Annotated in this window: 13 protein-coding genes; 12 read left to right on the top strand and 1 reads right to left on the bottom strand. The window is 51.5% G+C overall.

Features of this window, described 5'->3' with window-relative positions; all coding sequences use genetic code 11:
• The first annotated feature begins 119 nt into the window (after positions 1–119).
• The 11 genes from ACI1P1_RS08700 (at position 120) to ACI1P1_RS08650 (ending at position 17130) form a co-directional block, all read left to right on the top strand.
• Positions 120–1082, top strand: a complete 963-nt coding sequence (locus ACI1P1_RS08700) for an ABC transporter permease (protein WP_416215985.1) — start codon at positions 120–122, stop codon at positions 1080–1082.
• Between the two features lie 31 nt (positions 1083–1113).
• Positions 1114–1983, top strand: coding sequence for a carbohydrate ABC transporter permease (locus tag ACI1P1_RS08695; RefSeq protein WP_416215984.1), 870 nt, complete (start codon positions 1114–1116; stop codon positions 1981–1983).
• A gap of 58 nt (positions 1984–2041) precedes the next feature.
• Complete coding sequence (locus ACI1P1_RS08690; protein WP_416215983.1) at positions 2042–3727, top strand: extracellular solute-binding protein; 1686 nt, start codon at positions 2042–2044, stop codon at positions 3725–3727.
• 141 nt (positions 3728–3868) lie between these two features.
• A complete protein-coding gene (locus ACI1P1_RS08685) occupies positions 3869–5983 on the top strand; it encodes a beta-galactosidase (RefSeq protein ID WP_416215982.1) in 2115 nt (704 codons plus the stop codon).
• The gene (locus ACI1P1_RS08680; protein WP_416215981.1) at positions 5970–7487 is read left to right on the top strand and encodes a glycoside hydrolase family 43 protein; all 1518 of its coding nucleotides are present in this window, start codon (positions 5970–5972) and stop codon (positions 7485–7487) included. Before ACI1P1_RS08685 ends, ACI1P1_RS08680 begins: the two co-directional genes overlap by 14 nt.
• A 157-nt stretch (positions 7488–7644) precedes the next feature.
• Positions 7645–8382: a ThuA domain-containing protein gene (locus ACI1P1_RS08675; RefSeq protein ID WP_416215980.1), complete on the top strand. Its 738-nt coding sequence runs from the start codon at positions 7645–7647 to the stop codon at positions 8380–8382.
• A gap of 627 nt (positions 8383–9009) precedes the next feature.
• Complete coding sequence (locus ACI1P1_RS08670) at positions 9010–9852, top strand: metallophosphoesterase family protein (protein ID WP_416215979.1); 843 nt, start codon at positions 9010–9012, stop codon at positions 9850–9852.
• Between the two features lie 190 nt (positions 9853–10042).
• The gene (locus ACI1P1_RS08665; protein ID WP_416215978.1) at positions 10043–10309 is read left to right on the top strand and encodes a hypothetical protein; all 267 of its coding nucleotides are present in this window, start codon (positions 10043–10045) and stop codon (positions 10307–10309) included.
• Positions 10310–10635: 326 nt separating this feature from the next.
• The gene (locus tag ACI1P1_RS08660) at positions 10636–13947 is read left to right on the top strand and encodes a rhamnogalacturonan lyase (RefSeq protein WP_416216225.1); all 3312 of its coding nucleotides are present in this window, start codon (positions 10636–10638) and stop codon (positions 13945–13947) included.
• A gap of 95 nt (positions 13948–14042) precedes the next feature.
• Positions 14043–15824, top strand: a complete 1782-nt coding sequence (locus ACI1P1_RS08655) for an S-layer homology domain-containing protein (RefSeq protein WP_416215977.1) — start codon at positions 14043–14045, stop codon at positions 15822–15824.
• A gap of 430 nt (positions 15825–16254) precedes the next feature.
• A complete protein-coding gene (locus tag ACI1P1_RS08650; protein WP_416215976.1) occupies positions 16255–17130 on the top strand; it encodes a nitroreductase family protein in 876 nt (291 codons plus the stop codon).
• Between the two features lie 75 nt (positions 17131–17205).
• Here ACI1P1_RS08650 and ACI1P1_RS08645 read toward each other — a convergent pair whose 3' ends face one another.
• Entirely contained in the window at positions 17206–18348 is a 1143-nt protein-coding gene (locus tag ACI1P1_RS08645) for a zinc-dependent alcohol dehydrogenase (protein ID WP_416215975.1), read from the bottom strand.
• Positions 18349–18565: 217 nt separating this feature from the next.
• On the opposite strand from ACI1P1_RS08645, the gene ACI1P1_RS08640 reads away from it, so the two are divergent.
• Positions 18566–19516 carry an acetylxylan esterase gene (locus ACI1P1_RS08640; RefSeq protein WP_416215974.1) on the top strand — a complete coding sequence of 317 codons (951 nt, stop codon included), beginning with the start codon at positions 18566–18568 and terminating at the stop codon, positions 19514–19516.
• Positions 19517–19728: the final 212 nt, after the last annotated feature.

Genomic DNA, 19728 nt, shown 5'->3' with positions numbered 1-19728 from the left:
AAAAGCTGAAGTGTGTAGGATATTTAAAAACTGTCAGTGGATATCAAATGCCCGGTGGCGGGCCTTTCCATATAATAAAACATAAGCGATCCAACCCATCACTCACGAAAGGAGCTCCTATGGACAGCATACCACTGCAGGAAGTGCCCCAAGCGGCGCAAGAAGCGAAACGCAGGCTGCATAACCAGAGGCTGAGGCGGTTCAAATCCAATATTCCCTTGATCATTATGTTTGCCCCTATTGTCCTGTACTTTCTTATTTTCAAATACGCTCCTATGGGGGGACTGATCATTGCCTTTAAGGACTACAATTTTTTTGACGGCATTCTTCACAGTCCGTGGGTGGGTCTCCATTTTTTCGAAACCCTGCTGCAGGACCCCCGAACCTTGGAAATCATCCGCAACACATTCGTATTAAGCATTCTCAGCATCGTTTTCGGTTTTCCGGTACCTATTGTTTTGGCAATTCTGCTGAACGAGGTCCGCAGCATGCCCTTCAAACGGACGGTGCAAACCATTGTTTATATGCCCCATTTCCTGTCCTGGGTCATCATATCGATGATGATCATGACCCTGTTTTCCCTGGAGAATGGCATGATTAACAACGCCGTAAAAATGATTTTTGGAGAGCCGTACGCCTTCATGTACCATAATTTCTCGTGGGTCGCCGTATTCGTTGGTTCGGGAATATGGAAGGACATGGGCTTCAATGCGATTATCTTCCTGGCTGCACTGACCACCATTGATCCCAGCTTATACGAAGCGGCTAATATGGACGGAGCTACCAAGGCCCGCCAAATCTGGCATATCACCCTGCCCGGCATCCGCTCCACGATTATTCTTCTGCTTATTCTGTCCATGGGAAGAGTGATGGAGGTCGGTTTTGATCAGGTATACATGCTGCAAAATGCAAACGTCAACGAGATTGCCGATGTGATTAGCACTTATATTTTCCGGATTGGTCTGCAGGGGGCTCAATTCAGTCTGACAACGGCGATGGGGCTGTTTGAATCTCTGGTTGCATTGGTGCTGGTTGTAAGTGCGAACTATATCGCACGACGGTTCAATGAGGGATTATGGTAATATTCCGGACAGCCGGGATTGGAGGAAGAAGATGCGCGATACAACCGGAGAAAAAATTTTCTATGCCGTTAACTATGTCATACTCACCTTGCTTGCCCTTAGCTGTATCATACCGTTAATGAATGTCATCGCGTTGTCGCTTAGTGATGCCGATGCCATTATGAGCGGGAGGGTGTCCCTTGTTCCGGTGGGCTGGACGCTGTATTCCTTTGAAAGCCTATTTAAAGGAACGCCCATTGTAAATGCCTTCTGGAACAGTGTTGAGATTACGGTAATCGGAACGCTCCTCAGTGTATCGGCTACCATTATGGCTGCTTATCCGTTGTCACGACGGCAGTTCTATGCAAGGAACTTCTTTACACTGGCTATGGTCTTCACGATGCTTTTCAACGGCGGTCTGATTCCGACGTATCTGGTCGTCTCCAAGCTGGGGCTTGTGGATTCATACAGCGCCCTTTGGCTGCCTGGTCTTGTGAGCGCATACAATGTGCTGATTATGCGGACCTACTTTGCCAACATACCTTATGAGCTGGAGGAAGCGGCGCGGATTGACGGCTGCAGCGAAACCCGTATTCTCTTTAACATTATGCTGCCCTTGTCCAAACCTGTGTTGGCCACCATTGCGCTGTTCTGCGGAGTCGGCTTTTGGAATGCATTTATGAGCGTGATGATTTATATCAACGACACGGCCAAATATAATTTGACTGTGCTTGTACAGAACATGATCAAATCCACCTCCATGGTGCAGGATTTCTCCGACCCGGATATGATTTCCAACCTGACGCCGGACGGAATCCGGTCCGCTGCGGTTATCATTATGGTTGTGCCCATCCTGCTCGTGTATCCCTTCCTGCAGCAATATTTTGTTAAAGGGGTGATGCTGGGTTCGATTAAGGGTTGATGGTCAGCATAGAGGCTTGCAGATGTCCAGGTCCAATAAGATGATAAGGGGCGATGGTATGCAAAAGAAAGGCTGGGCTTATATTGGTTTAGCGGGAGTTATAAGTGCTTCGATGCTTGCAGGCTGTTCGGGTACCAACAATCAGGCTTCCTCCGAAACGTCCAAACCCGCCGGGGAAACGCCTAAAGCCTCCACCGGGACGGCAGTGAAACGGGGCAAAATAACCGCAACCATCTATGAGCGGGGGAATGTGCCCAACGGGATGGGAACCATTGAGGATAATATGTGGTCCAAGTGGATGAACGAAAAAGGACCCAACGATGTGAAATATACAGCTGTTCCCCGCTGGGAATCTGCGCAGAAGCTGAATGTGCTGTTTGCTTCGGGCAGCGCACCCGATCTTATATTTGAATTCGGCACCGGCATCCGCAACTCCCTGTTCGCCCAAAAGCAGCTTATGCCTCTGGATGATCTGATCGAAAAGAACAGCACCGTGTATAAGGGGTTGATGCAGAAGTATCCGCAGTTGAAAAAAGCGGGTATCAAAAGCGACGGCAAGCTGTATGAGGTAGGCCGGATCAACGAGGTGTATCCACTGTCCAGCGTGTTTATCCGGCAGGATTGGCTGGATAAGCTGGGTCTTCAGATGCCCAAAACCACGGAGGAAATGGTAGCGGTGGCGAAAGCCTTTACGGAGAAGGATCCGGACGGCAATGGCAAAAACGATACCTACGGTATTGCAGGCATTCAGTCCGGTGGTATGGGCGGCCCCATCCGGTATATGTTTAACGCCAACTGGGTAAATGTTAACGAGAAGAAAGAGCTGCAGTTCGGGCTGGAAAATATGAAGCTGCAAGCCCAGTTCAAGCGGGATTTGTACGAAGCGGGTGTGATGGACAAGGACTTCCTGACGGATAAGGACGGCTCCAAGGCTGCGCAGGACTTCCTGAACGGCAAGGTAGGAATTATGAGCTGGATGACCAACGATTACGCTGCCTTCGCTGCCAAGGAATTGGCTACCTTTATGAAGAATGTGCCGAATGGCAAACTCTCCATTTTGCCCCTGCCGAAGTCACCGGTCGGACGGTTCACCGTGGTATGGAATAACCCGGTTCAAATGACTGCGGTTGTGAATGCCAGAGCCAAGGATCCGGAAGCGATTATCCGCCAGATTGATTTCCTGGCCAAACCTGAAACGGGCAATGTGTTCCGCTATGGCATTGAAGGCACACATTATAAGCTGGATGCCGACGGACGTCCGACGATTCTGGATAATGACAAGTACAAGAATGAAGTCAGCTGGAACAGCGATTTTAATATGATCTACAGCCGGTTGGAAAGCGGCAAATACGGCTATACTGAAACCTTCCTGAGTGAAAGCATTCCTGAACAAAAGGAAGCCCTGCGTTTGTTCAAGGAAGCACGGAATGTATATATGGAGAAAATCCCGGTGGGCGAGGGGATCACCCACTCTGAGCATATGCCGGAGCTGCCCAAGGATCTGCAGACCAAGATGGCCAACCTGACCAAGCCGATTGACGATTTGTTCATTAAGGCCATTATTGGAGGCAAGTCTTACACGGTGGATCAAGCATATGCGGAAGCCAAAGCCCTGTGGGAGAAACAAGGGGGCAAGGATATCGAAGCCTGGTATCTGGATTGGTGGGGCAAGGAAAAGAATAATATCCTGGTGTGGGATGATTTCTACAAAATTTATGAATCCCAGCGTGCGGCATTTAAGTAGGGCATGCCAATAAGCGGAGCTGCCGCGGTAGGTTCGCGGAGGATGAACAAAGCCTTGGTCCTGGGTTCATTGGGCCAGGGTTTTTGTTCACTAACCGCTCATTTCCCATACAAAAAATACGAATCGTGGAGGTGGAATAGGATGCTGAGTATACGTAAGCCTAAAATCTGGTACGGTGGTGACTATAATCCGGATCAGTGGGAAACGGGTGTCTGGGATGAGGATCTGCGTTTGTTCAAGCTGGCAGGCATCGATGTGGTCACATTGAATGTATTCACTTGGGCGAAAAACCAGCCAGATGAAGAAACTTATGATTTTCAATGGCTGGACGAAATGATGGATAAGCTCCATGCAGACGGAATCGGCGTCTGTCTGGCCACAAGCACTGCTGTGCATCCCGCCTGGATGGCGCGGAAGTATCCCGATGTGCTGCAGGTCAATTTCCACGGCAACAAACGTAAGTTCGGCGGAAGACATAACTTCTGTCCCAACAGTCCCACTTACCGTACCTATGCAGCCCGTATGGCCGAAAAGCTTGCCGAACGATATAAGGATCATCCGGCTCTTCTCATGTGGCATATCAATAACGAATATGGCGGAGCCGGAAATTGTTATTGTGATAACTGCGAAGGAGCATTCCGTGTATGGGCGCAAACACGCTACGGCACATTGGATGAGCTGAACCGCGCCTGGAACACGTCCTTCTGGGGGCATACCTTCTACGAATGGGAGGATATCGTCCTTCCCAATGAACTCAGTGAGGAGTGGCAGGGTGCCAACGGGCGGACTGCAACAAACTTCCAGGGGATATCCTTGGATTATATTGGTTTTTATTCTGACAGCCTGCTGGATTGCTTCAAGCTGGAATGTGAAGCAGTGAGGAAACACACACCGGACATTCCCGTCACAACAAATCTGATGGGAGCCTTCAAAAAGCTTGATTACCACAAATGGGCCAAACACATGGATGTTGTATCATGGGATAACTATCCCCGGCTGGATACACCATACAGCTTCACGGCTATGGTTCATGACCTGATGCGTGGCCTGAAGGACGGCCAGCCATTCATGCTGATGGAGCAGACCCCCAGCCAGCAGAATTGGCAGCCCTATAATTCCCTTAAGCGTCCCGGTGTGATGAGACTGTGGAGCTATCAGGCGGTTGCGCGCGGTGCCGATACGGTGCTGTTCTTCCAGCTCCGCCGGTCGGTAGGAGCCTGCGAGAAATATCACGGCGCCGTCATCGAGCATGCCGGCCACGAGCATACCCGGGTGTTCCGCGAATGCTCCCGGTTGGGTGCGGAGCTTGGGAAGCTGGCTGATCAACTGCTGGATACACGGGTCCGGGCGAAAGCTGCCATTCTGTTCGACTGGGAGAATTGGTGGGCTGTCGAAATGTCCAGTGGGCCAACCATCGCCCTGAACTACATGGACGAGATTCATAAGGTTTATGATGCGCTGTTCCGTTCGGGAGTCGAAGTGGATATGGTGGGTGCGGAAGCCGAGCTAAGCGGCTATGATCTGCTCATTGCCCCAGTGTTATATATGGTGAAGCAGGGGATGGCAGACAGGCTTGAACAATATGTTGAAGCCGGCGGTACGCTCATCACCACCTTCTTCAGCGGCATTGTGGATGAGAATGATCTGGTCAGAACAGGGGGATATCCCGGTGAGCTTCGGAAGCTGCTTGGTTTGTGGGTGGAGGAAATCGATGCTTTATTGCCCAGCCAACGGAACCGGATCGTATGGAAGGAGACCCCGCCCGGCTTGAAGCAGGTATACGGGTGCGGCCTGCTGTGTGACTTGGTCCATTCCGAGGGTGCTATTGTGAAGGCCGTGTTTGGCGACGATTTCTATCATGGAATGCCTGCGCTTACCGTCAACAGGTTCGGTGAAGGCGAAGCCTGGTACTTGGCGACCAGTCCGGAAGCGGACTTCCTGCAGGAATGGCTGCCCCGCTTATGCAGCTCCCTTGGCATTGCCCCTGTTATTCCCGGTTTGCCGGAGGGGGTAGAAACGACGCTGCGCAGCAAGGACGGTCAAGGGTATATGTTTATTCTGAATCATAATGAGGATTCCATTACGATCAATTTGGGCGGACGGTTGGGCACGGAGCTTTTGACCGGCAACCGGGTTCCAGGCGGGGAAATGAAGCTTGCGGGAAGGGATGTGTGGATCGTAAGGCTGGATTCTTATGAGCCGGTAGAGTCGAAATCGGGAGAACGGAGGGAGAAGGGCCGTTATGAATCCATATAAGCCTGTTATCAGTGGTTTTCATCCGGACCCCAGCGTTTGCAGAGTGGGGGACGACTATTATTTGGTGACCAGCTCCTTCGAATATTTTCCCGGTGTTCCGTTGTTTCACAGCAAGGATCTTGTACATTGGGAGCAAATCGGTCATGTATTGACACGGCCGGAGCAAGCGCAACTGAGTGATGCCTGGAGCTCCGGCGGGATCTATGCTCCCACTATCCGGTATTACAACGGCCTGTTCTACATGACCACCACCAATGTAACAAAAGGCGGCAACTTCTATGTATACACCGATGATCCGAGAGGGGATTGGTCTGACCCCGTATATGTGAATCAGCCCGGTATCGATCCGGATATGTTCGTGGATACGGATGGAACGGTCTATTATACCACCTCTTATGACGCAGAGGGTCAAGGGGTGTATCAAAGCCGGATTGATCTTGGCTCGGGAAAACGGCTGTCGGAGCTTTCTCTGATCTGGCGGGGAACCGGAGGCCAATATCCGGAGGGCCCGCATCTGTACCGGATTGGGGAATGGTATTATCTGCTGATCGCGGAAGGCGGCACGGAATACGGCCACATGGTGACGGTGGCAAGAGGGAAGAAACCGGACGGCCCCTTCGAGAGCTGTCCGTATAACCCGATCCTCTCCCACAGAAGCCTCCACAAGCCGGTGCATGCCACAGGTCATGCAGATCTGATTCAGGCGCCGGATGGCAGGTGGTGGGCTGTATTCCTGGGTATCCGACCAGTCGGGTATCCCATGCAGCATCATCTCGGCAGGGAAACCTTCCTGGCGCCGGTCTCCTGGATGGAGGATGGATGGCCGGTCATCGGGGACAAGGGTACATTATCTGAGCCCGGGCCTGGCTGGAGCGGATCACAAGAGGGAGTTTCCCAGGTTCATATCCGGGATGATTTCAACGAAGCCGTCCTTGCTCCACGATGGAATTTCCTGCGTTCACCGGACCCGGCCAATTGGTCACTCTCCCGGCGGAGCAGTTGCTTAACGCTGTATGGTGCTCCAGCTGCCTTGAATGAAGCAGGACCGGTTGCTTTTGTCGGCAGAAGGCAGCAGCACTTTGTTTGCCGTATCGCCGCACAATTGTCGTTCATCCCCCAGCGCGACGGTGAAGAGGCCGGGATTACGGTGTATATGAATGAACGCTTCCATTATGAGCTGGCGGTAACGCTGCTGGAGGGTGAACGAAGGCTTATTTTCCGCAGAAGGCTGGGGACGTTGTGGAAGGTAGAAAAGGAAGTGCCCTGGTTCAAGGACACGGTTATCTTAACGGTTCATGCGGACAAAACGCATTATTCCTTCGGATATTCTGCCGGAAGTAGTGAAGAGCCGGTCTCGATGGGCATAGGGGAATGCGGGCTGTTGTCTACAGAGGTAGCCGGAGGGTTTACGGGAGTTTTTATCGGCATGTATGCAACAGGAAATGGTCAACGCTCCGCTGTACCTGCTGACTTTGACTGGTTTCTTTATGAAGGGGACGATTAGAACAGCGTCGTCTGCTGCGGAAATGGATGGGCAAAATCCGATAGCAATGAGGCAAGATCTCGCCTAGCTTTCATCCAGGGTTTTTCCTATAATCAGATCAGAATCCCTGCTGATCGTGGGCATGGACCAAGTTAATCCTGATAAGGGGCGACAGAGGATGGCAAAACGAATTAAAGTTACCATATGGAACGAAAACCGGCACGAGCAGACAAGCGAAAAGGTGCGGAGCGTATATCCAAAGGGAATTCATGGCGCGTTGGCGGACGGACTGGGCATAAAGGAGAATCTGGAGATTGTGACAGCGACTCTGGATGAGCCGGAGCACGGTTTGACGGAGGAACGGCTGGCAGACACAGATGTACTGCTGTGGTGGGGGCATACCGCCCATGGCGATGTGTCAGATGAAGTGGTGGAGCGGGTGTACCAGCGGGTGCTGCACGGTATGGGCCTGATTGTGCTCCATTCTGGCCACTTCTCCAAAATTTTCAAGAAGCTGATGGGTACCTCCTGCGATCTGAAATGGCGGGAAATCGGCGAGAAGGAACGCCTGTGGGTCATCTCCCCCGGTCATCCGATTGTGGAGGGCATCGGCGAATGCTTCGAGCTCCCACACGAGGAGATGTATGGGGAGCACTTCGATATCCCCCAGCCCGATGAGACCGTTCTGGTCAGCTGGTTTGCCGGCGGCGAGGTGTTCCGCAGCGGCTGTACCTTCCACCGGGGCCAGGGCAAGATCTTCTACTTCCGTCCGGGTCATGAAACCTACCCGACCTATTACAATGAGCAGGTGCTGACGGTGATCCGCAATGCGGTGAGCTGGGCGGCTCCCACAGGCAGGGAGTACCCCAAATACGGCAACGCCCAACCCTTGGAGCAGGTCCCGGTGTACGAGTAGGCCGGCTTGAAGTGATTCATTCAACCTCCGTAATCCGCGGTTATGCTGCGGTACGGAGGTTTTTTTATATCATCATGATTAGGCCATGTTTGCAAACCCGGTGGAGAGCAACCCGCTCGAGGACATCTAACCGCTGGAGGGGATGCACAGAAATGATAACGAACCGCAAATGTATGCTATTTGGCTAAATCCAACATGTTTGACTGAATAGCGTACAAGAAATGTATGCTATTCGGGTAAAACGCACGTAAAAAGACCTCAAAAGTTGAAATAGCATACATTGTTTGACGCTTACATGGTTAAAAGGAGCCGCTGATGGAGCAATAGCGAACATTGTTTGGCGCTTACATTTGGTCAGCAGGTGTCTGCAGGAGCAAGCAGGCTTCTGCAGGTCTGCCGAGGCCCTCTTTTACAGAAACCTTACAAGCAGATAATGCTCCGCAAACACATACACGCTAATATAGGAGCAAGCAGTTGAACAGACAACCGCATACAGGGAACGGGTGGAGTCAGGGAGAAAAAACCCGGAACAGCAACGTTTTTCTTCGGTGCATGCGCCGGAGGCTTTTTCGGGTTCTTTTTTATACAATAGGAAAATACCCATTCAAAAGGATAGGAGTGATGGCAATGAAGCTGATCGTAATGGGAGACCTGCATTATCATCAGGCGGATGAGGCGGTTCCGGAATGGCTGGAGGCCAGAGACGAGTTTTATGGGGCTCTTTTGGACAGGTATCTGGAGCTGGAAGGGGATGTACATATTTCGTTGGGGGACCTCACTAACTATGGACGCACGGAGGAGCTGCGGGAGGTGTACCGGCTGCTTAACCGCAGACCCCGCAATTTCTACCATGTGCTTGGCAACCATGATCTGTATGCCCAGCCGCGGAAGCAGGTGCTTGAGCTTACAGGTCAAGCCCGTTACCGGTCAGTAGAGACGGATGCGGCTGTATTGGTCTTTTTGGATACGGCCAAGGAGATGGATTACGACGATTGGAGTGGGGAGGTGGATGAGCGGCAGCTGGCCTGGCTATCCGATGTGCTGGAGGCGTCCGGCGACAAACCCGTTCTGGTATTCGCCCATCATCCCGTCTACGACACAACCGCCCGTTCCACTGACGAAAAAGCGTCGGTTCATCCGGACATCCCTTTATGGGAGGTGCTCCAGCGCAAAACGGGCACGGGTATCTATTTCAACGGTCATACCCATGTGGATTCTATCGCACAGAAGGGCAATTGGACGTTTGTGCAGATATCCGCCTGTCTGGATCAGCATGCCTTCCGGGTAGTGGAGATCGGGGACACGGAGATCCGCATTACAGCAGCGGATGTGGATGTGCCCGGACTTCATCTGCACACCCCCGTCATCTTCCGGCATATGGAGCATTTCCACCCTACAGCGGAAGCCCGGGGGACGGAGGCGGACCGGGAGACAGTCATTGCGTTGGTCCGTGAATCTGTGAAAAGATAGAAGAAACGATTGTACCGTCATCCCATGTTTTTTCAGGCTCTGCAGCATGCTGCGGGGCTTTTTTTGCCATTTCGCAGGGTCATATCCAAATCTTTCAACTTAAAATTTGATTCAAATAGATAGAGTAACTAAGCGGGCATAGCTCTTTTGGCATATCTTGTACAAATGGAGGATGAGGGGATGATAAGGGATGCCGGATGAAACCAACGAAATTTTACAGCGCTTAACTCGGGTGGAAACCAAGCTGGATATGATCCATTCCGCCCGTGATATTGGCATGGATGCGTTGCAGGCCACTCGGGCGTTGCAGGTGAGAGTGGAGGAGCTGCGGGATGAGGTGGAGCAGCTGCGTAACAGACAGGCGGATTATCAAAAGTGGCTGATCGGGATTCTCATTAGTTCAGGGGGACTATTCGTAGCGGCAGTGGGACTTCTGCTCCGTATGCTGGGTGTATAAAACTTGACCGGATCTCTCCCATGCCTAAGCAGGAGGGGGCCGGTTTTTTCTTGTACTCAAAAAAAGACAAACCTAATCAAGAAAGTTCAAAGGTGAAAAAAGGGGAATTCTGGCGAATTTGCAGGATATTCAAAAATGTGCAATAGACGTTGGAAAAATAGGGATGGTAACATGTGGACAGGTTGCTGCAAGGCCAATGGTAAGAGAAGTTAACTTTAATCGTTTACATTACCAATGGGAGGTGAAAGGATGCAAGGCCTGGTGTCTCCAACAGCCAGGGCGTGGGATTAAATTTCATAATAAGGAGTGAATAAAGCGTGGGTTGGATGAGAAAAAACAAATCTATGATATCCGCAATGCTGGCAATTGTTTTGATGCTGTCCCAAGCTGTAACGGTATTGGCGGCAGATCCTGACTCGCAGCAAAATGGAAGCGGTAACAGATCTACCGTTATCGATCAGGTTTACAATACTGTAGGGTCTGCTGTGTATTTTACGGATTTTGGAGATACGGAGCCGCTTACCCCGGCAAATTGGGGATTTACGACTTCCAATGCAACCTTAAGTGTCTATGGAGCCGATGTGGGAGGTAACACTACGGCAAAGCTTGCTTACACCATGACTGATCAGAAGGGTGGACGGGTAGCAAGTAAAAAACTGGATAAACCAGTGACTGGTGCACAAATATTAGTACAGTTTGACTGGTATCCGGGGAAGGTAAATGACAAGGGCGGCAATCCCAGTGAAAACGGAGGCGAGTTCAGATTACTGGATGGTTCCGGACTTATTGTGTTTGCACTGCGAAATGTAAATAATTCGCCCCTGGCATTTGTAGCCGGCTCCAATGCTCCAGTCACCACGCAATTTTCCAATCCTTTAAACTGGTACACCATTAGTGTGCTGTTTGACCAAATCGCAAATGAAATGATTGTTAGAATCAAGGATAAGAGCTCCGGTATTTATGAGGAACATACGATTTCGATGGAGACCATTGTATTTAACGGTTTTTTGGATTCTATTAAAATCGTGGGTCTGCGGACAGCCGGTAATAATATCACATGGACCAGTTATCTGGATAACATGGGGATTTATAGGACAGCAGTTCCTGATAACACTATTATTCTGGTAAACAAAATGCCTTACCACCAGGTATATGTGGATCAAACTACCACAGATACCCAAACGATTGGATTACCCTCTATTGTTAATTTGACCCTGGCCAACAATACAAAAACGACGGCTGCCATTTCTGAATGGAAAGCTGTTGGGAAAAGCTGGAACCCTCATGAACCGGGGATATACAAATTCATTGGAACCGTGGTGACACCCGCTGGTCTTTCCAACGCTTTGAATCGTAATGAGGCTGTACATTACGTATACAATCGTTTAGAGCCCGCTACACAACCGAGATCTGCTGAATGGTTGGACAGAGGGGCTGTAGCACTGAAAGCAGATAGCGGTATTTTTGTTAGCTGGCGTTTATTAGCCACTGAATATGCAGAAAATGTGGCATTCAATATTTACAAGAACGGAACCAAGCTGAATGTCGCTCCGCTCACTGCAACTAATTATTTGGATGTCAATGGATTTGCCGAAGATAAGTATATTATTGAGACCTTGACGGACAATCAGCCCACTGAAACAACTGAGGTTACGGCTTTAGCCAAAGATTATCTTTCTTTCCCTTTACAAAAGCCTGATGGTGGCTCGACAGCCAGTGGCACATACACCTATAGTGCGAATGATGCTTCTGTCGGGGATTTGGACGGAGACGGTCAATATGAGATTATCGTCAAATGGTATCCCTCCAATGCTATTGATAGTTCACAAACAGCGATGACGGGTCCGACTATTTTTGATGCGTATAAGCTTGACGGCACGTTGTTATGGCGTATGAATATGGGCTTAAACCTGACCTCCGGCGCCCATTACAATCAATTTATAGTAGCGGACTTTAATCAAGACGGCAAAAGTGAAATGATGATAAAAACGGCTGATGCCACAGTTGTATATGGCGCCACCAACGGTATTTATGACAGCAATAAAGTCATAAGTGTCATCGGAGACATCAACAAAAACGGTGCGTATGTTAATACTGAGAATAATAATGGCCATATTATAGGCGGGCCGGAATTTATGACTGTTTTTGAAGGATTAACCGGTAGAGAAATCGACACTGTTAATTATGCTTTTCCTTTAGGGGAAGATGGTGGTAAGTCTTGGGGTGATTCCTGGTACAACCGTTCCGATCGTTTCCTTGCAGGACTTGCATATCTGGACGGAAAAAAACCAAGCGCAGTATTCGGCAGAGGTTATTATGAACGCACCTCTTACGTTGCCTATAGTCTGATAAATGGCCAACTTGTTGAGGATTGGACATTTGATTCTGATGTTGTCGGTAAAGGAGGCGGGCTTGGTTACCATAGTCTGGCAACAGGTGATGTGGATAATGACGGCAAAGATGAGATTGTAGCAGGCTCCCTGACACTGGATGACGATGGTTCCATTCTGTATACCATGGATGGCAACATGCAGCGGGAGATGGGCTCACATGGGGATGCGCTTCATTTGGGCGCTTTTGATCCTGATCGGGAAGGTTTGCAGGTATACGGTGTCCATGAAATCCCAGAGGTTGCTTCCTTGGAATATCATGATGCAGCTACCGGGGAAACGCTTCAATCTTATTATGGATATGTAGATGCAGGCCGGGGATTGATTGCTAATATCACCCCCTCAAAAGGGCACGAATTCTGGGGATCTGCCGGTTCTACAGTTGCGGAAGGCGGAGGCGTGTACAATGTCCAAACAGGTGCGGTACTAAACTCCAAACCAAGCGGGATTTCCACGAACTTTGCGATCTATTGGGATGGTGACTTGCTGCAGGAGTTGTTTGATGGTGCAGCTAACTCTTCTACCAGTGCGCCGATTCCAGGCGGTTCCAAGGTAACGAAGTATAACAGTACAACCAATAAATTTGATTTAGTAAAAACCTTTACGGATACAGTAAGCAGCAATGGTACAAAGGCTACGCCAACTCTTCAAGCAGATATTCTTGGCGACTGGCGGGAAGAGATTGTCCTGCCCAATACAGATAGCACTGAGCTGCGGATTTATAGCACGACTACACCAACAGACTACCGGCTGTATACGTTAATGCACGATCCGGTGTACCGTAATGCTATTGGATGGCAAAATACTGCTTATAATCAGCCGCCTCACCTCAGCTTTTATCTGGGTGAAGATGTGAAAGACAAAGTGCTGGCAGGTGGTTTGAAAGTACCGAAACTGGATTATACCAATGCAAAGCAGGAATTTGTAATCCGTAATATCAGTTTCACCAATTTTGCCGGAGAGACGGTTTCTCATCTTTCAGCAGGCGGGGATATTCAAGTGACCGCAGATATCTCCAATAAAAGCACAATTACTCAGGAAGTTACGTTGATTGTCGCACTCTACGATGCAGAAAATACATTGAAGAACTATGCATCCGTCAAATGGAATGCCAAAAGCGGCCAAGATCAAACCTTGCAAGCCGGATTCCGTTTGCCGGATGATGTTCAGGGCCATAAGGTGAAAGTATTCGTATGGGATAACATCACTGATATGAAGCCCTTGTCCAATGTAGAAATTCTGGAGTAGCACCGGGCACCGGGAAAGTGGGATATGCCCTCACGGCATATTCCTGCTTGCCGTGTACGATAAGGATCGCGATTATTAGCGGAGGAGGGTGCTCGTTGAAGAAGCTTACAAGTATGCTGATTATTGCATTAGTGTTGTCATTGTCTGGCTTTCAACATGTTTTCGCCGAAGGCCTGCTTGCAACAGTTCATCTGAACAATACCACCGGCTTGGTATCCGTGACAGGTCAAGGGGCAAAGCCCGGATCTGCCGTTACCTTTCAAGTGCTGAGCCCTGAGGGCAAGCTGGATATGATTGACCAGGCTACGGCTGATGCGGATGGGGAGTTTACGTTTCAATACAAAACTGTTCTTAGTGTAGAAGGAACATACACCGTGAAAATCGGCGGTGGAGGAATAACTGAGGTCGTCTCCCAGAGCGTAAATTATACCAAGCCAGGAACAGAGCCGACACCAAGTCCGACACCAAGTACAACACCAAGTCCGACACCAAGTCCGACACCAAGTCCGACACCAAGTCCGACACCAAGTCCGACACCAAGTCCGACACCAAGTCCGACACCAAGTCCGACACCAAGTCCGACACCAAGTCCGACACCAAGTACAACACCAAGTACAACACCAAGTCCGACATCAGATCCTACACCGGATCCGACGCCTGACTCGACACCGGACTCCACTACCTCAGGTAGCGGTCCTGTCCTAACCCCTGCTCCTTCTTCACCGGTTAACACCGACGGCTCCGTCTCCGTCACCCTGCAAGGCAAGTTCAACGAAACCGCTCAACGCCAAGAAGCGGCGCTTTCGCTGACTGCGCTGCAAGATGCATTGGGCAAGGCAGTGGCTGGTACAGACGGGCTCAAGAAAGTAACGTTGAAGCTGGACGGCACCGCCGGCGCTTATCTGGTGCAGCTGCCGGTGGAGGCGTTGCGTGCGGCAAACGGCAAGCATGAGCTGACCCTTGTCAGCAGTGCAGGCGAGGTCACGCTGCCTTCCTCCATGCTGAGCACCTTGGAGCTGAAGGCCGGTACCACTGTTGCCGTCTCCTTGACCGTTGGGAAGCCGGAGCATGCGGCGGATAAGAAGGTCATTGATGTGTCGCTCCTTCTGGATGGCAAAGCTGCTGCATGGAGCAACACGGGAGCACCTGTGCAGGTCGCCATTCCGTATCAACCGGCTGCAGGTGAGGATGCGGAGAAGCTGTCCGTAACCTATATTGCCGCATCCGGTGAACGGACGCCGGTTTATAATGGCCGCTTCGACGCGAAGAAGGGTGCGGTGGTCTTTACCACCTCTCACTTCAGCAAGTATGCGGTTAGCTACACTCCAAAAACCTTTAGCGACCTGGAAAATTACACCTGGTCCAAGCAGGCGGTTGAAGTGCTGGCCTCCAAGGGGATCATCAACGGCACCAGCGATACGCTGCAAACCTATGATCCGGACAAATCTGTAACTCGCGCCGATTATACGGTGTTGCTGGTCAAAACACTGGGACTTACAGCTGAAGCAACAGATAACTTTAAGGATGTGGCCGCAGGTGATTATTATGCCGACGCAGTAGCGGTTGCCAAAAAGCTGGGTATCGCCCAAGGCGGGGAGGATGGCAGCTTCCATCCCCAGGCTCCCGTCACCCGGCAGGATATGATGGCCCTGACGGTGCGGGCTCTGAAGGCTACAGGCTATTCCCTCAACGGAACAGCCAATGCGTTGGATGCCTTTGCTGACAATGCGGATGTTGCGGCTTACGCCCGTGACGCGGCGGCGGCATTGGTTTCCGCCAAACTGATTGACGGCTACAACGGGCAAATTCATCCCCTGGGTCAAGCGACCCGGGCTGAAACCGCCGTGTTCATGTACCGGATTTATATGCTGCAATAGGTTATTCATCAAGTAAAACCGTTCGTCTGCCGCACATCTGTGCGAAGGCGGGCGGTTTTTGCCTTCCTCCGGCGGCTAACGGAACTCAGGAGCACTTAGAGGCTAAATCCCGCGAATATTCTGCTTTAACGGAAATCAGCGACTGTTAGAGCTGGTATATGCCGCCTAAATCCGCCCAGAACCAGCCTAAGGGTGTCTGAGTTCCGTTAGGATGCGGGGAAGCGTCTTTTCGGCCGCTAAGAGTCACTGAGTTCCGTTAGCGGTCAAGGCGTGGTAGGTTGTGCGAAACCCCCGAAGCCCCCGAAGCTCCCCAAGTCCCGGTAGCCCCGATTCGGAGAACAAGCGACTCCTTGACGCCATATCCCACTCAAGGGATAATGAGGATATTCATAAAGAACGCGTTATTTTCCGGAAGAAGGAAGGTTGGTTAATGAAAACCACGATCAAGGATTTTGCATTGTCGGACACTGCTGCTGTGATCCGCAAGCGGATGTCCGTCCGCAACTACGAGGCGCGTCCGATTAGTGAAGAAGACTACGAGGCGATTGCCCGGTATGCCGCTGACCCAAGCCGGCTTACCGGACCCTTCGGCGGCATCACACGACTGGATTTAGTGAAGGTTACCGGCGCCGTTTCGGAGAAGGGGATCAAGCTGGGAACCTACGGCATGATCAAGAATCCCCAGGCGTATCTGGTGGGTGTGATTCCGAAGGATAACAAAACCGCGCTGTTGGATTTTGGCTACGCTTTTGAGAAGCTGGTGCTCTTCCTGACCGACAGGGGAATCGGCACATGCTGGATGGGCGGCACCTTCAACCGCAATTCCTTCGGCAGGGAAATCAATCTGGCCGACCATGAAACCATCCCTTGCATCACGCCTATCGGCTACCCGCAGGGAAAGGAAGGTTTGCTCAGGTCCGCCATGCGGACACTGGTGAAGGCCGACAACAAAAAGGGCTGGAGCGAGCTGTTTTGTGACGGCGCCTTTGGCCGTCCCCTGGAGGAGAAGGCTGCCGGAGTCTTTGCTCTGCCGGTGGAGATGGTCCGTCTGGGGCCTTCCGCTTCCAACAAGCAGCCTTGGCGTCTGGTGCTGTCCGAGGACCGGAAAGCCGTCCATCTGTACCTGGCGCATACACCGAATTACAGTGAGGTGATGCAGCTAACGGATATGGGCATCGCCATGAGCCATTTTGAGCTGGGCTGCGGCGCGGCGGGAGTAGAGGGAAGCTGGGTGCAGCGGGATCCCCAACTCGCATTGCCCGATGCCCGGACTGAATATATCGCCAGCTGGGTGGTTAAGGCCTAACCGGCAGCAGCACCAAAAGCCCTCTCCCCTTACAAAGGGAAAGGGCTTTTTGCTTTTTGCTTTAACCGAGCCCGCCTAAGGCTTCAGCAGCACCTTAATGGCATGATCCTCTTTTTTATCGAAAATATGGTATCCATGCTCCGCTTCGGTCAAGGGCAGGGTGTGCGAGATAATATCCGTCGGGTCAAAAACCTCCTCCTTGATCTGCCGGTACAGCTCCGGCACAAAGTGAATGACCGGCGCCTGTCCCATCCTAAGCGTAATGTTCCGGGCGAATAAATCGCCGAAAGGAAAGGCGTTGTAATTCATGCCATAAACCCCGGTAACCTGAATGGTGCCGCCCTTGCGCACCAGCTTGGTGGCCATCCGGAACGCGCCGAGGCCTCCGCCTTGAATCTTCAGGAGGGTTTCTACTACCTCCAGCACGGTTTTTTCCGCGTCCAGCCCCACGCAGTCAATGACCACATCGGCTCCACCCCCGGTGATTTCCTCCAGATGCCCCAGCAGATTATCTGTGGTTTTGAAGTTGAAGGCTTCCACCTTGTTGGTGCGCCGCGCATGCTCCAGCCGGTAATCCACGTGATCCACGGCAATGACCCGCTTGGCCCCCTTCTGCCAGGCAAACTTTTGCGCCAGAAGCCCCACCGGTCCGCATCCCAGAATGATTACGGTATCCCCGTCCTTCACCCCGGCGTTCACCACACTCCAATAGGCGGTAGGAACAATATCGGAGAGGAACAGCAGCTTTTCATCCGGAAGCTCGGCATCCTCCGGCACCTTAAACGGCATAAAGTTGGCGAAAGGAACCCGCATATACTCCGCCTGGCCCCCCGGATAACCGCCGTAAGTATCACTGTAGCCGAAATAACCGCCGGTATCCCCATGCAGGAAAGGATTGCTTTGGTCGCATTGGCTCTCCAACTGATGGGTGCAATACCAGCACTGCCCGCAGGAAACATTGAACGGGATAATGACACGGTCGCCTTTTTTGACGCTGGTGACCTCCGGTCCCGCCTCCTCCACAATCCCCATCGGCTCGTGGCCGATCACGAAGTCCTTGGGAGTATTGGGGATTTCCCCGTTAAACAGATGCAGATCCGAGCCGCAGATGGTGGTGGAGGTGATGCGGACAAGGATATCATCGGGTTTTTGCAGCGTGGGATCGGCGACCTCCCGGACCTTGACCCGGCGCATGCCCTGGTAAGTCAAAGCTTTCATTCGTTTCGTCCTCCTTTGATAAACATTTTGGTTAGCATTTCCAAAGAGTCAGACCCATATGCCAAAAATGGATAACGGATTCATCTCTTTTTATCCAAGTTCACCTTTTTGTCCAGAAGCTTTGCAGAATCCCTCGAAAATCCGTCAAAAATGATTGATTTTCCAAACGTCCCGCTCCATAATGAAACCCGAACAGGACGAAACAGGAGGAAGAGCAATGACGTTTATTGAGACCAGAATCAAGGATCTTCATGCGCATTTTCCCAAACTGCACGCCCCGCAGGATCTGGATGCATTCTGGACGGATGTGTTGGCGGAAACAAGGGAAACTCCCTTGTCCGGTACCCGCCAGGCGATGGCTACGCCGCTTGAGGGAGTAGCTGCTTACGATGTTGTTTACAACGGGATTGACGGCACCCCCATTCACGGGATTTATCTGGTGCCTGAATTTTTGGGGAAGGACCGGTATCCCTGTGTTGTGTATTACCACGGGTATACCGGAAGCCGCGGAATGCCCGAGCATTTTGCCCATTATCTATTGGCCGGGCTGGCTGTCTTCTCGATTGATATCCGCGGCCAAGGCGGCGAAACCGGCGATCTGGCCCCCCTTGAAGGCGGCAAAACCAGAGGCTGGGTGACCCGCGGCATCACCGATCCACACAAAAGCTACTACAAATCCTATATTACCGATGCTATCCGTGCGGTGGATTGGGTGCTGGAGCAGCCGGAAATCGACTCTGCACGTGTAGGGGTAGCCGGAGGAAGCCAAGGCGGGGGCCTTGCTCTCATCGTCAGTGCCGTGGGCTGCAGACATAGCTTTGCCGTGGCGGATATTCCTAATTTATGCTATCTGGACTGGGCCGTCTTCAACACCACCGGCTCCTTGTCGGAGGTGGCGGACTACATCGGGCGTTATCCCGAGCAATTGGAGACGGCGCTGGATACCCTCAGCTACTTCGACAATGCGGTGCTGGCAGACCGCATCCGCATTCCCGTGCTGGTGAGCGTCGGATTGAAGGACACGGTTTGTCCCCCTGAAGCGGTGTTTGCTGCTTATAACCGCATTGAGTCGGAGAAGCAGATCGAGATTTTCCCGTCCCACGGACATGCCACAGGTCCGAAGCATGTGCGCACGGTGCTGGAGTTTATCCGCAAGCAGGTATTTTAGAGCGTGTCTAAAAACTCGCTTGAGGGCCCTTTTAACGCCTTTTCGCCCCTGACTTCGTTACTTCCCCTTGACGTACCCCCGGTACACCTGCGGGCAAGTGCCTTGCCTGGAACGAAAATTCGCTAAAATTTGCTCCCCTCGGAGTTTTCAGACACACCTTAATTAAAATGTCTTAAACCGCCGGAGGAAGTTCCGGCGGTTTTTCCTTTTTT

It is taken from the genome of Paenibacillus mesotrionivorans, assembly GCF_046098205.1.
Taxonomy (GTDB): Bacteria; Bacillota; Bacilli; order Paenibacillales; family NBRC-103111; genus Paenibacillus_AR; species Paenibacillus_AR mesotrionivorans.
Note: the sequence above shows the minus strand (reverse complement) of the source record. Positions and strands in the feature narration are given on the sequence as shown.